The sequence below is a fragment of the Phocaeicola salanitronis DSM 18170 genome, assembly GCF_000190575.1.
In the GTDB taxonomy this organism is placed as follows: domain Bacteria; phylum Bacteroidota; class Bacteroidia; order Bacteroidales; family Bacteroidaceae; genus Phocaeicola; species Phocaeicola salanitronis.
In genome coordinates this window covers 1924941-1939094 of record NC_015164.1, presented here as the reverse complement: position 1 = coordinate 1939094, position 14154 = coordinate 1924941, and the positions used below count along the sequence as shown (strand labels likewise).

10 protein-coding genes and 1 pseudogene are annotated in these 14154 nt (G+C 46.8%); 4 read left to right on the top strand and 7 right to left on the bottom strand.

Going from position 1 to position 14154, the window contains the following annotated elements; all coding sequences use genetic code 11:
• Positions 1-241 precede the first annotated feature (241 nt).
• From BACSA_RS08335 to BACSA_RS08325, 3 genes are read left to right on the top strand one after another with little or no spacing between them, the layout of a single operon-like run.
• On the top strand, positions 242-1411 hold the full coding sequence (locus BACSA_RS08335; RefSeq protein ID WP_013617670.1) for a FimB/Mfa2 family fimbrial subunit: 1170 nt from the start codon (positions 242-244) through the stop codon (positions 1409-1411).
• Between the two features lie 11 nt (positions 1412-1422).
• Positions 1423-2502 (top strand): FimB/Mfa2 family fimbrial subunit, encoded by a 1080-nt coding sequence (locus tag BACSA_RS08330; RefSeq protein WP_013617669.1) that lies wholly within the window; start codon positions 1423-1425, stop codon positions 2500-2502.
• Positions 2503-2519: 17 nt separating this feature from the next.
• The gene (locus BACSA_RS08325) at positions 2520-5411 is read left to right on the top strand and encodes a fimbrial protein (RefSeq protein ID WP_013617668.1); all 2892 of its coding nucleotides are present in this window, start codon (positions 2520-2522) and stop codon (positions 5409-5411) included.
• Between the two features lie 389 nt (positions 5412-5800).
• On the opposite strand, the gene BACSA_RS20160 is transcribed toward BACSA_RS08325, so the two are convergent.
• From BACSA_RS20160 to BACSA_RS08290, 7 genes and pseudogenes are all read right to left on the bottom strand, one after another.
• Complete coding sequence (locus BACSA_RS20160) at positions 5801-6088, bottom strand: hypothetical protein (RefSeq protein WP_169311445.1); 288 nt, start codon at positions 6086-6088, stop codon at positions 5801-5803.
• Positions 6089-6307: 219 nt separating this feature from the next.
• Positions 6308-6490, bottom strand: a pseudogene (locus tag BACSA_RS08315) (PD-(D/E)XK nuclease family transposase); the annotation flags it as partial.
• A gap of 55 nt (positions 6491-6545) precedes the next feature.
• Positions 6546-7862, bottom strand: coding sequence for a TolC family protein (locus BACSA_RS08310; RefSeq protein WP_013617666.1), 1317 nt, complete (start codon positions 7860-7862; stop codon positions 6546-6548).
• Positions 7859-10891, bottom strand: a complete 3033-nt coding sequence (locus BACSA_RS08305; RefSeq protein WP_013617665.1) for an efflux RND transporter permease subunit — start codon at positions 10889-10891, stop codon at positions 7859-7861. The genes BACSA_RS08310 and BACSA_RS08305 overlap by 4 nt, the downstream gene beginning before the upstream one ends.
• Positions 10892-10906: 15 nt before the next feature.
• Positions 10907-11983, bottom strand: coding sequence for an efflux RND transporter periplasmic adaptor subunit (locus tag BACSA_RS08300; protein ID WP_013617664.1), 1077 nt, complete (start codon positions 11981-11983; stop codon positions 10907-10909).
• Positions 11984-12113: 130 nt separating this feature from the next.
• Complete coding sequence (gene cls, locus BACSA_RS08295) at positions 12114-13382, bottom strand: cardiolipin synthase (RefSeq protein ID WP_013617663.1); 1269 nt, start codon at positions 13380-13382, stop codon at positions 12114-12116.
• A 149-nt stretch (positions 13383-13531) separates the two neighbouring features.
• Positions 13532-13858 (bottom strand): hypothetical protein, encoded by a 327-nt coding sequence (locus BACSA_RS08290; protein WP_052305976.1) that lies wholly within the window; start codon positions 13856-13858, stop codon positions 13532-13534.
• Between the two features lie 94 nt (positions 13859-13952).
• On the opposite strand from BACSA_RS08290, the gene BACSA_RS20155 reads away from it, so the two are divergent.
• Entirely contained in the window at positions 13953-14123 is a 171-nt protein-coding gene (locus BACSA_RS20155; protein WP_169311444.1) for a hypothetical protein, read from the top strand.
• Positions 14124-14154: the final 31 nt, after the last annotated feature.

Genomic DNA, 14154 nt, shown 5'->3' with positions numbered 1-14154 from the left:
ATCCGGCGTGACGGGTGCGGAAGCGTGACTAAGACGTAAGACTAAGGCGGAAGGCCTAAAAACAAACGAAACAAACGGATAAGGGGATGCCGTCCCCTCGCATTGATAGAGATAAAACAAACCTGTAGGGGCGTATCGCATACGCCCGAAAGCATACACGAGACACGTTTCCCATACGGGGTAAAACGTATTCGGGCGTATGCGATACGCCCCTACATTCAAACATTAAAAACAAGAACAAATGAACAAGACACATCATCTGCTACTCCCGTTGTTCGGACTGCTGCTTGCAATGGGATGCTTTTCCGGATGCATTAAGGAGGACATGTCCGATTGCCCGCCTCCTGTTACTCCCGAGCCGGAACCTGAGCCGACTACGGGCACATTGAAACTTGCCCTGACTTATTTTATGCACAACACGCAAGAGAACGGCGAGTACGTTGACCTCTTCAGTCAGCAGGTACGCAAGGTCGATGTGTTTGTATTCGACGAAGAAGGCCGTTTCCTGCAGCAGATTACCGAGGAAACAACGGGCAGCTTCCCGGACAACTATACGAAGGAAATTGAATTGCCCGCGGGCAATTACCAGTTCGTAGTGTGGGGCAACCACTACGAAGACGAAACCATGCACAACCAGGCGGAAGGCACCTCGATGGACGGCGGACGCATGGCGCTGCTTTCCGTACTGAACGGAGAGACCGATGTGGCGATGCTTACCGACTCGCTTTTCCACGGCATGACGGCACAGCCTGTCACGGTAGTGAACGGCGAAGACCAGACCGTCCCCATCGACCTGATGAAGAACCGCAACGATGTGCGCCTCGTGGTGCGCTGGCGCGAGGAAGGGCATACCGAATATTGCACGCATACCGAACACGCGCAGAGCATCACCGCGGAAATCATAGACAACAACGGTTCGTATGACTTCGCGAACAACGTAGTCGATAAGAAAGAAATCATCTACCTGCCCGGCCGTTTTGCCGAGTGGTACGACCCGGTGTTCCATGGCGACGACCGCCCGTACCCGACCGAGCAGGAACACGTTTACGTGGCAGACTTCTCCGAACTGCGCCTGATGCTGGACAACGACGATGCGCAGCTCGTCATCCGTCAGGGAGACCAAATCGTATATCAGCGTGGCTTGATGGACCTGATTACCCGCATCGAGCAATACCAGACGCAAGAGGGGCTGGACCGCGAAGACCATTACCTGATAGAACTGGAGTTTGCGTGCAAGCACGAGCCGGAAGATCCTGACCCCGATCCCGATCCAGATCCGGATCCCGACCCAGATCCCGACCCTGACCCGGATCCTGACCCAGATTATCCTACACCCGATCCCGACCCGTGGACAGCGATAACCATCATCATCAATGGCTGGAACTTGGTAGACCGGCCCGTAGAACTTTAAAATCAAGAAGTATGAAAGAATTTGAAAACAAGATATACCGCCGGCTGCTTGCCCCCGTCCTTGCCTGCCTTGTGCTGGCACTGGCAGGTTGCAGCCAAGATGCCACAGAGGCAGAAGCCCCGTCTTCGCCCACCGGCGGCACCTACCTCACGATTGTGACGCGGGGGATAAATACGACTACGCCTACGGAGTATGAGGATTATGTAGGGAAGTTACGCTTTCTGATATTTGATAGTGAAGGTAAAAACATCTTGAATTTGTCGTTGACAAATGGTGGAAGTCCTGACATTCCTGACCATACAGGAGATGCCAGCACGGATGCTTCTTCGGTTGTTTTAGACGAACAGAATATAGGGCAAATAAGCAGTGGTACATACACATTTTATTGCATAGCCAATGAGGATGGTTATTCAAATACAGAGGATGAACTTTTATCAGTAGCATTAGGAGAGGATAAAGATATAAGTGAGGAAGATTTAGATGGCATGCAAGTGAAGTTTACCGAAAATGATATTCGTAAACCAACGGGAACAGATAAATATATGTTGATGTCCACGAAACAGGACTTTTTGATTCGTGCAGGTGAGGAAAACTCTATTACGATAGTACTCGATCGTGCTTTAGCGAAAGCACAGTTGGTGATACAATCATCAGATGAGATTACAGATGGGATAACGGCTTCTTTATCTGAAAATGAAATACCGGGTAGCTATTCTTTGATAAAGCAGGGAACGATTAGAAGCAGTTTGTCTACATTGGGAGATGATATTATAGAATTGTCCTCTACTAAGGATGCTCCTTTTTATGATGAGGCTAAATCAGAGAATAATCGGTATGTAAGCGAAGTGGTTTATTTGCCGGAACGTTCGGCTACGGATGCTGATGATGCATTGTATTATAGCATAACCATTGGTGGTAAGTCATATAATAATGTAGCTTCTATTGCTGATGGAGCAACTGTTGATTATGATATAAAAAGAAATTACGCTTATACTACGATTTGTACATACTCGCAGCCAGCTACGTTGAATACCCTGACTTATACCGTCCAGCCGTGGGGAACAGGCGGAGGAGACCATACATTTAACTAATATCGGAGGAAAGAATTATGAAGATATTACGTACTATATATACACTATGTGCAGCTGCCTTGCTATGCAGCAGTTGCCAAGACGAAGAAATGATAAAGCAAAGCGGCGTAAAGGAAGGCATTCCCGTCACGATAGACCTGACTTTCTCTGCGGCTATACCCAAGCAGGAAACTGTAGGGACACGGGCGGGTGAACGAAATCCGGAAAATAATGTAAATGACTTGTATGTTTTGATATTCAATCGAAGAACTGGGGCTTTGAAAGGCAATGTGCACTTTTTTTCTGGTGAAGATTTTATAAACAATCAGAACTATCCGACAGACGCAACTTTGCAAGGGACTATAAATAAAATTTCTACGTTTAGTGGTGAATCCATGATTTATGCGATAGCGAATGCCCAAGAATCTCCTTCGGAATATAATCTTGGTGGAGATGCTTCATTTGAGAATACAATACGGTCTGTGAAGGATATTGATGATTTGCAACAAATTTGTGTAGAATTACGTAGTCGGAATAGTACGGCATTAAATCGCATCGGAGAAACTCGTTATTTAATGTCCGGATGTTTGTATTGCAATATAGGAACAGATGGATCAATTACACCGGTCGAAGAGAATGAAGATGCGAAAGTAAAGCTTTATCGTACGGATTCTCGGATAAATTTTACAATACAGGTAGGAGAGGGGGCAAATTGTGACAATTTTACACTTTTGTCTTACCAAGTATGTAAAATTCCATCGAAAACATCACTCGTTGCTTTAACAGATGCTAATGGAAATCAGATAAACTATGATAATAGAACTGAATCGCCTGATAATTATTGGGATACAGAATCGGGATTGCAACCGTTAGAAGGGAATACATTGTCTTTTTATGTACCGGAAAACATAAAAATGGCTAAAAACTCAAGTTGTACTCGTTATGCAGAGCGTGAAGCTTGGGAAAAAGGAGTAAATAATGAACGTGTATTTACTAACGCTCCTGAGAATGGAACTTATGTAATTTTGCATGGATTATTTGAGGGGAAGGTTACAGAATCAACTCATGTTTCTTCTGGTACAGAAGCACGTGCCTCTGTGGACTATATAATCCATTTAGGGGATTGGACAAATGATTCTTTTGGCACATTTTCAAATGTACGGAATGTAGAATACAACTATGTTATAACTGTGAATGGGGTAAATAATATTATTGTCGAAGTTGAAACGTCTAATGATGATCAGGATGGTGTTACTGAAAAAGAACCAGGTGCTGAAGGGGACGTATTCTTTCAGGATGGTATATTTTATGATGTAGATGCACATAACGAGGCGTTGTTGATGAAATTCACGTTGGACGAAATAACGGCGGTGGGAACTCTTGATGATTTTTTCCGTTGGCGTATTAATTCTCCGTTTGAGGAGCGTGAAGCGAATGTTGATTGGTTGCGGTTTAGGTTGAATGAAAAAAATAATAATATTTATTGTACTGATCGGTTGCAGCCTTACCCCGGAGATTCGTCTGCTGAATTGATGAATTTAAATGCACTTATGGATGCTTTAAAAGACATTCGGACCAAAAAGAAAGACTCTGAATATGCAGATGCAAACGGTGATTTGGTGGTGACTTGTTTCGTGAAGGAATATGTCTATGATGAAAATGTGCATAATTGGGGAGAATATACGAATCAAACCAATCGGGAGGCTTATATCTTCGGTGAAATTTTGGACAGCGAAGATGGAAATAGTTCTACAATTCATACTAAATATGTTATATCCCAACGGGCTATTCAGACCCCGGACTTATATTATGCTGGTATAGGATTTGGCATTGAAACAATAAATGAAACCGGAGATTTGCCAATGGGGAATGTTGATCCAAATAATAGGTTTATTGATGAAGAAAAAGGATTGGACAATACAGTTGCTATGTTAGGAAGTCTTACTCAGACAAACTTTGCAGCTTGGGGATACCTTGACGCTGGAATTGAGAATTATTATGCTCCAGTTGATTATCAATATGCGGCTTATGCCTGCTTGTTGCGTAATCGGGATGAAAATGGGGATGGAACAATTAAAGGTAGCGAAATCAAATGGTATCTTCCGGCTATTGACCAATATTCTGCAATTTATGCAGGTACTGACGCGTTGTCTACTAGCAGTCGACTTTATACAGAAGATGTATGGACAATCAAGCATTATTTTACAAGTACGTGGGGAGAAAATCAATATAATATTGTTGCGCCATGGATTATATGGTCGGAGGAAGGTTTTGCTACACAGATATTTAGAGGAGGTGATGCTGTATATGAATCAGATGTGGAAGACGAAACGGATCAAAATGTTTTGTTAGGAGAACGTAAAAGAACCTATCGTTGTATGCGTAATTTAGGCGAGGGAGTTCGTGAACCTTATTATTCTCATAATGGGAATATAATCGAATTTCCCCATATGAAGGAGCGGGCATATAGAGGGCAGGTTATCAATGATGTTTTATCTTCTCATAATCAAACAGAAGAACAAAACCGGCTTTACCGTAAATTTCAGTATGCAGAGAACTATATCCAGGATGATGAGGGGCGAAATGTTTCTTATACAGCTGCAGCAGTACGCCGAAATGATCCTTGTGTAAGGTATTCAGAGGATGGTTATCCGGCAGGGACGTGGCGTATGCCTAATCATCGGGAATTAATGTTGATGTTGACGGCAGGGTTGTTTGATAGCTTATCTGATGGTGCTCATGTTCATTGCAGGACGAGTTTTAATTTTTATGGAAAAGAGAATCCTCGTCGGGATGGACAAACCAAACAAGCTTATATGGTGCAAATAACAGATCAAGGTGCAATTATGCAAATACCTGATGTTAGAGGATTGACAGGAACAGATGATACAGAGGGGTTCGTCCGTTGTGTACGTGACGTAGTAGAGTAAAAGAACAAATGAACTATCTTTATCAAAACCAGAGGGAAAGCGTTCCCACGAAATTTAAATTAGTAATCTAAGGGGAGTCCGGTTCGCAGGGATGCGTGCCGGACTTGTTGTTTTCTATCTCCCGAAGAGGCTTCGTAAACGGACGGAAGTGGCATAGCCGCATCACTTATGTAAAGTGCCCGGACCACTTATGTTAAACGGACAATGTGATTATCTTCTTGTTTCAGTGCAGATAGCTTCGCCTGTTGTAAGATTAATAATCTTCCGCTTGTAAGATTAATAATCTTGCAGCCTGAAGATTAATAATCTTACAGCGGATGAACCTATATGCGCTTGCCGCCGCACCTATATCCGCAGGCTTCCGCAACTGGCTGCGTTTTGTGATGATATTATATCGTAAAATAAAATTGGTTTGCGAAAAAATGGAATGGAACACAGAGGCGCAAAGGCACAGAGAATTGACAATGGATAATTGCGATGCCGAGAGGGAAATAATTGTCAATTAAATAAGAAGCTGTTTTGAATTTCTCCAAAAAGTTTTTCTTGGCTTGATGTATCCGTTTTCGTGTGTGCTTTGGGCGATTTTTGGGTCCTTTTCGCTCCTGTTCTTCGTCAGATAGCCCGCTATCTTCCTCATCACACAAGCGGAAATGCCTCAAAAACTCATTCCAAATCATCGCACGATAAATTCAAAACAGCTTCTAAAACTCTGCGTTTCTGCGTTTGATGAAAGAAGCCAATTGTTAATTCTCCGTGTCTCTGCGTCTCTGTGTTCAATAAAAAGAATAAAGCATTCGTGTGGATAAGTTGACGCATACGTGTGGGCAGATCCCGCCCCTACAGGGCTGATTACGGGTGCTCATATTCTTTTATAATTGTACTATCTATTCGGCGGAAAGTCCGGTAAGTACATAAATCCAACGTTCAAAATCATTCTCGCATTGCTCTTCTTCTTTGTCGAAAGAAGGCAGTTCTATAAAGATGAACCGCATCTTGTCGCTGAACAACTCATGTGTGTCGCGATCTGCCAGTATGATGTCTGTGCGCAACTTGTGTTCCATGATATCCGGCATCCGGAAAAATACCGCATGTAGTAGAGACGATGTGCGCATCGTCTCTACTGTGATGACATTGTCATTTCAGATACACCGTGATTTTTCCGCTCAGCTGGAGGAGAGAGATTTCACACATTTTGGTGTCATACTCGGCAGAGAGGATGCGTTCTTCGGCATCGAGCAGGCTTTGTTGTGCCTCACGCATTTCGATTCCGGACAGATTTCCCAAGAGATAACGCTCTTTGGCTATCTCGTGGTTCTCTTTGGCGGCTATCAGGTTCTGGCGTTCCAGGTGCAGCAGGCGGAGGTTGTTGCGGTATGCCTGCCACAGGTTGCTCAGGTCGGCACGAAGAGCCTGCTCTACCTGTTCGCGTTCCAGTTGGGCGTTGCGGATGGCAAGGCTGGCGTTGCGCTTCTCGCGCCGGCGGTTTCCGTCGAAGATGTTGAAACCGATGGTAATGCCTCCGCTGAATCCCCAATTGCTGCGCTGGCGCGTGGCGTTCACATCATATTTATTAAAGGTATAGCCATATCCCGCATTCAGGCGCAGGTAAGGATAGTTGCGCGAGAGGACTTTCTTGTAGTCCAATTGGGCCAAGACGGTATTTTGGTCGGCATGCAAGAGGTTGGCATTGACGCTGAGCGTGGCATTCCAAAGCTCGTCGAAATCAAGGATGCGGTTCAGGTCGATGACCGAGTCACGCACGCGGATGGGACGGTCTACATCCTTATTCGCCATCAGTTCGTTCAGGTTGATGCGCGAGGTGTGCACCAGTTCCTGCTGTTTCATGTACTGGGCACTGTCGGCATTGAAGTCTACCGTTGCCTGTTGGAAATCGAGGCGCGAGAAATTACCGATGTGGTACCGCTCTTCTACAATGCGCAAACGTTCCTTCGAGAGCGAAACGGCATAGCGGAAGTTCTTCAGGCGGATTTCCTGCTGGATGTAGTTGTAATACTCGGCGGTGAGCGTGGCGATGAAATCCTCAATCGCAATCCGGGTATTGGTAGCTCCCTGACGTTCCAGTTCCTGCAATTGCTTGTAAGTGGTAGAGATATTAAAGCCGTCGAAGATAGTCCAGTTCAAATCGATGCCGGCATCGAGGGTATGGTCGAGCACATTGCGTTCGGCTACCGTACTCCCGTCGGCACGCAATTTCGAATCGGAACTGTTCAAGTCACCGGTATATCCTGCGGTAAAATCTACCGTAGGCAGATAACCCGCATTGCCCAACGTGGCGTTGTTCTTGCTGATTTGCTCTTCGTTGCGCGAGATGCGGAGCGAATAGTTGTTCAGCAATCCTTCTTCCAGGCATTGCTTCAAGGTATATTCATATTGTGCCTGAAGGGGAAGTGCGGCAAACACAGCTATTATCAAGATAAGAATCTGCTTCATACGTTCTTGGTTTTGTTTCGGTTAGTGGATATGTACGAATAAATGGCGGGCACGATGAACATGGTGAGGAATGTCGATACCAGCATACCCCCCACTACTGCCGTTCCCATAGCAATGCGCTGGTTGGCACCTTCGCCCGTGGCAAACGCCAAAGGAATAAGTCCCAATACCGTAGCCACACTGGTCATCAGGATGGGGCGCAGGCGCTGGAGGGCAGCATCGCGGATGGCTTGCATCTTGTCCTCGCCTGCTTCTTGCTTCTGGTTGGCAAACTCCACAATCAGAATGCCGTTCTTCGCCACCAGTCCGATGAGCATGATGATGCCAATCTGGCTGAAGATGTTCATGGTGATATCCCCGAAATACATGAATATCAATGCGCCGGCAATGGCAAGGGGCACGGTGAGCATGATGATGAGCGGGTCTTTAAAGCTTTCGAACTGCGCCGCGAGGATGAGGTAAATCAACGCCAACGCCAGGATAAAGGCAAACATCAGGCTTGATGAGCTTTCCCGATAGTCTTTTGAGTCGCCCGAAAGTGCCGTACGGAAGGTTTCATCCAAGGTTTCGGCGGCTATCTTATCCATCTCGTCCAATCCCTGGCCGATGGTCTTTCCTTCGGCAAGACCCGCCGATACCGTAGCGGAGATAAAACGGTTGTAGTGATAAAGTTTGGGCGGGGTGATTGACTCGACAAATTCCACGAGATTGTCCAGCTGAATCATTTCGCCTTTATCGCTCCGGATATAGATGGAGCGGATATTGGCAGGCTGGTTGCGCTGCTGGCGGTTGATTTGCCCCAATATCTCGTATTGCTTGCCGTTCATGTAGAAATACCCCATGCGCTGGCCGCTCAATCCGTACTGGAGGGTTTCGGCAATATCGCGCACGCTTACCCCCATCGTTCCTGCCTTGTCGCGGTTGATGTTGACCTGCATTTCGGGGCTGCTGAACTTCAGGTCGACATCCGCCATCTGGAAAGTCGGGTTATCATACACCTTTTTTAAGAAAGCGGGCAATACTTTTTCCAGCTTGTCGATGCTTACCGCCTGAAGCACGTATTGCACGGGCATGCTGCTCCGCCGTCCGCCGAAAGAAGACTGCTGCTGGACAAAGGCGCGTGCCTTGGTCTTGGTCTTGATGGCTTGCGAAAGCTGCTCCGCCACCTCCATTTGGCTGTAGTCGCGTTCGTTGATATCCTTCAACGTAATCTGGATGTTTCCGCTTCCGCTCGATACCCGGGCTGTGACCGCCTCGGCATCGGGTATGAGGGAATCCACCAGCAGGTTGATGTCTTCAGTATAGTCTCGGATATATTCGTAGCTCGCCCCCTCGGCGCCACGGGTGTTGATGGTGATTTTCGAACGGTCTTCCAGAGGTGCCATTTCTGCCGGGATATGCGTCCAAAGCACACCGATAAGCACCAATGTGACTGCAGTGAAAATAATAGCCCAATACCTACGCTTCAAGAATGCGCTCAACCCACGGGCATACCAGTAGTTCATGCCTTCGAAGAATGGTTCGGTCTTGCGGTAGAACCAGCTTTGTCTTTTGCGTTTCTTCAAGAGTTTGGTGGCAAGCATCGGCGTAAAAGTGAGGGCGGCAAAGGCAGAGATGAGCACCGAACCAGCCACCACAAAACTGAACTCGCGGAACAGCCTGCCGCTGGTACCTTCCATGAACACAATGGGGAGGAACACCGCTACCAGCGTGATGGTGGTAGACACTACGGCAAAGAAGATTTCTTTTGCCCCCTCGATGCCTGCCTCAAAAGGCTCCATACCCCGTTCGATACGGATGTAGATGTTTTCGGTCATTACGATGGCATCGTCTACCACCAGTCCTACCGAAAGCACCACTGCCAGCATGGTCAATACATTGATGGAGAAACCCGCCACGTACATGATAAAGAAGGCACCGATGAGCGAGACCGGAATCACGATAATCGGTATCAGCGTGACGCGCCAGTCGCGCAAGAACAGGAAGATGATGACGATAACCAAGAAGAAAGCCTCGTAAACGGTACTCTCCACTTCGGCAATGGAGGCACGGATAAAGCGGGTATTGTCGAATCCATACGTGTAAGACACATCGTCGGGAAGGTCTTTTTCCATCTGCTTCATACGTTCGTACACGGCATCGGCTATCTCGATATGGTTGGCTCCGGGTTGAGGGATGACCACCACGCCCACCATCGGCACACCGTTCATCTTCATGTAACTCTTTATGTCGGCAGCACCCAGTTCGGCATACCCGATATCGCTCAGTCGGATGACTTGTCCGCCTACCTCCTTAATTACGACATTGTTGAACTCATCGGCGGTATGCATTTGTCCCATGGTGCGCAAGGTCAGTTCTACGGTATTTCCTTCGATGCTTCCCGAGGGAAGTTCTACGTTCTCGTTGTCCATCGCATTCTTCACGTCAACTGGAGTCACACCATAGCCCGCCATCTTTACGGGGTCGAGCCACAAGCGCATCGAATAGCGTTTTTCACCCCATATCGACACGCTGCTCACATCGGATATGGTCTGAAGCTGCTCTTTTACGGTCAGGTCGGCTATCTCGCTCAATTCTAAAAGCGAACGGTTATTGCTCTGGATAGCCACCATCAGAATGGGGCTGGCATCGGCATCGGCTTTCGATACCGTAGGCGGATCGCAATCGCGAGGCAAGTAACGTTGGGCACGCGAAACCTTGTCGCGTACATCGTTTGCCGCCGTTTCCAAATCGACCGATAATTCAAATTCCACGGTGATGCGGCTCTGACCCGTCTGGCTCACACTGGAAAGCGAACGGATGCCGGGGATACCGTTGATGTTCTGTTCCAAAGGCTCGGTTATCTGGTTCTCGATGACATCGGCATTGGCTCCCGAATAACTGCACGTTACGGATATGATGGGATTGTCCACCGAGGGGTATTCGCGTACACCCAAGGTCGTATAGCCTATCAATCCGAAAAGCAAGATAATGATGGTGAGCACGGTGGCAAGCACCGGCCTGCGGATACTGAGTTCGGAAATATTCATAAGGCAGGCACGGTTTTAGTTGATATTATCCAATTTTACAGGCATTCCCGTGCGGAGCTGCAAGGTTCCGGAAGTCAGGATGGTATCTCCAGCCGCTAACCCACGGAGTATCTGCACTTCGGATTCGGTTCGGATGCCTATCTCCACATCGACAGGCATGGCGATTCCTGAGCGGTATACGAAGACCTTGTTCTGCCCCATTTCGGGCACGATGGCTTCGGAAGGGATGGCGATGGCATCCTGTATCTCGCCTTGGCGCAATTCGACATCGGCATAGCGTCCGGGAAGCAGTTCGGCACGGGTATTCGGGTAAATCGCACGTACGGTCAGGGCATGCGTCTCGGGGTCAATGCTCGACTCCAGGGCATACACTTCCGCTTCGAACGCATCCAGATGCCCCTCTACCTTAAATGATAGCTTCGTACCTTTCCGTATCTTACGTGCATAACGTTCGGGGACGGCAAATTCCACCTTAATCGGTTTTATCTTGGTAAGTTTGGCAATGACGGTTGTAGGCGAAGCGTAGGCACCCATACTGACCTGCCGCAAGCCTATCACTCCATCAAAAGGAGCACGAAGCTCGGTCATGTCAATCGTGGCACGTACGTTTTCAATATCGGCATGAAGGGTGGCAAGCTCGGTTTTCACCTGTTCGTAAGCCTCCTTACTTACAGCATCACGCTGGAGCAAGGCGTTCTGGCGGAACACGCGGTCTTCGGCAAGAGGCATCTGCGCTTCCAGTCTTTGCAACTGTGCCTGAAGCTGGCTGTCGTTTACCTTGGCAAGCAATTGCCCCTGGCTCACCATTGTCCCTTCCTGAAAATTGATGTCAACGATTTTTCCTGATGTTTCGAACGAGAGGTCCACTTCCTCATCGGGTATAAGCTTGCCGCTTACGAATAGTTTATCGGTCAGGACGTGCGGGCGTACTACTTGTGCGTTCACGTTCAAGAGTTGCTTTTTCTCGGCAGGCATTTTCCTGTCCGCCTCATTGAGTTCGGTATTCTCTCGCGGTGTAAACGAATAAATGCCCAATCCGGTCAATCCGGCTATTATCGCCACGATAATCCCCCATTTAATCCATTTGTTCATGTGCCTTTCATGTTAATTTTGGTTTCTACTAATGCTTATGTGATGACAAAAGTAAGAAAACGTTTAAATACTCCCTATCGTTTTAGAGAATATTCACACATGAGAAATACATTTCCTGGGGGTAGGCTTCTTATAGTACCGGAGTCAGGAGGTGGGCAAACCAGCCGACGAAACGTTTCCAAGGCGTACGGTCGCGGTATACGTCACGGGTCATTACCGTACTGTTCCGTTTGTCCTGAGCAAAGATGCGGCTCAACTGGTCGGTAATCGGCAGGTCGAAAAGAAAGGCATTGATTTCATAATCGTAGCGAAGGCTCCGGCTATTCAGGTTTGTACTTCCAACCGTACAAAACCGGTCGTCTACCATCATCACTTTCGAGTGATGGAATCCTCCATTGTAAATATAGATGCGCGCTCCCTTTTTGCGTAATTTATTGGCGAAATAAAAACCGGCATCGGGCGTGAACGAAATATCCGACTTACCCGGAATCATAATCTCCACTTTCACTCCTCTCTTTAATGCACGTTCAATAGCCCGGCGTATGCTTACCGTAGGCACAAAATAAGGGTTGATAATCTGTATTTTATGCTCGGCTGCATCAATGGCTGCGATATACGCATGGCGTACGGCTTCCGGACGGGTTTTAGGAACACGTTGCACAATCGCTACCTGCCCTCCGGAATGAACCGGAAGGGCTTCTAACGAATCTTTTCCATACGGGAAATAGGTCTTTCCTTTGAGTTCTTCTCCCGTTTCCTTCTTCCACATCGTAAGGAACGCATTTTGTAGTTCTTCGGTAGCAGGCCCCTTAATGCACAGGTGCATGTCGCGCCAAGGCCCGATTTTAGGAAGCCCGTTGATATAATAATCGGCAATGTTCATTCCTCCGGTATAACTTGTTTTCCCGTCGATAACCACTATTTTCTGATGGTCCCGGCTGGCTACATGGTTCACGTAAGGGAAGGTGATAGGGTCGAACGTGACCATTTCGATTCCTTCTTTCCGCAAATCGCGTACATGCCTTTTCCGTAAAGGACGGTTGTTTGACATATTCCCAAAAGCGTCGAACATCGCGCGCACTTCTACGCCTTCGTTTACTTTCCCGGCAAGCAAGTCGAATAACGCATTCGCTATCGAATCATTCCGGAAATTGAAATATTCCAGGTGTATGTGGTGTTTTGCTTTTCTGACCTCCTCAAAAAGATGGTTGAACTTTTCCCGTCCGCTGGGTAAAAGCGTCAGTTCGTTATTATTGATAATCCGGTAGTTTTCGTTTTGCAGATAACGCGCGAATACGGAATCAGAAGGAAGCCATTTTGATTCTTGGGCATATCCCGTGCACAAGGACAATAAAGCGAAAAGCAAACAGCTAAAAGGGATATGATATCGTTTCTTCATGCTAATTTAGTTTAGGCAACAAAATTAGCCAATAAAACGATACGCCGTAAGGAATGGACTTTCATTTTTTCTTAAATAGTGAAGTATCGACCTCAAATAATGAAAATTTTGAAACTGGTTGTCATGCGTTCATGCTTTTGCCTGATGTTTCAAGCCTTTTCTATTTCTTCAGGGGGAAGTCCGGTAGCTTTAGCGATGATGTCTGTTGAGACTCCAAGTTGTTTAAGGTTTCTGACCATTTCTTCTTTTTCTTCCTTTCTGCCTTCTTCTCTGCCTTCTTCTCTGCCTTCTTCTCTTTCTTTTTTTCTTTGTTCTATCTCATATTCCTCCACAGCAAGTAGCGTACGGTAGGTGTTTATGCTTGCATCATATTTCATCCGTTCTTCCAATGTCAGAGAGGCGAGGTTTCCGATTTGTTCCAGCCTTTCAAATACCGCCTTGCGTGCTTTAAAAGGTAATCTTTGTAATGTTTCCATATTCTTCAGTACATAAATCCAACGTTCAAAATCAGGTAAAGGAGGGTATAAATTCAGGCATGGCTCTTAGAAGCTGTTTTGAATTTATCGTGCGATGATTTGGGATGAGTTTTTGAGGCATTTCCGCTTCTGTGATGAGGAAGATAGCGGGCTATCTGACGAAGAACAGGAGCGAAAAGGACCAAAAAATCGCCCAAAGCGCACACGAAAACGGATACATCAAGCCAAGAAAAACTTTTTAGAGAAATTCAAAACAGCTTTTTAAGATTGGTCTTTTGCAAAAGTAGTTATTTTGC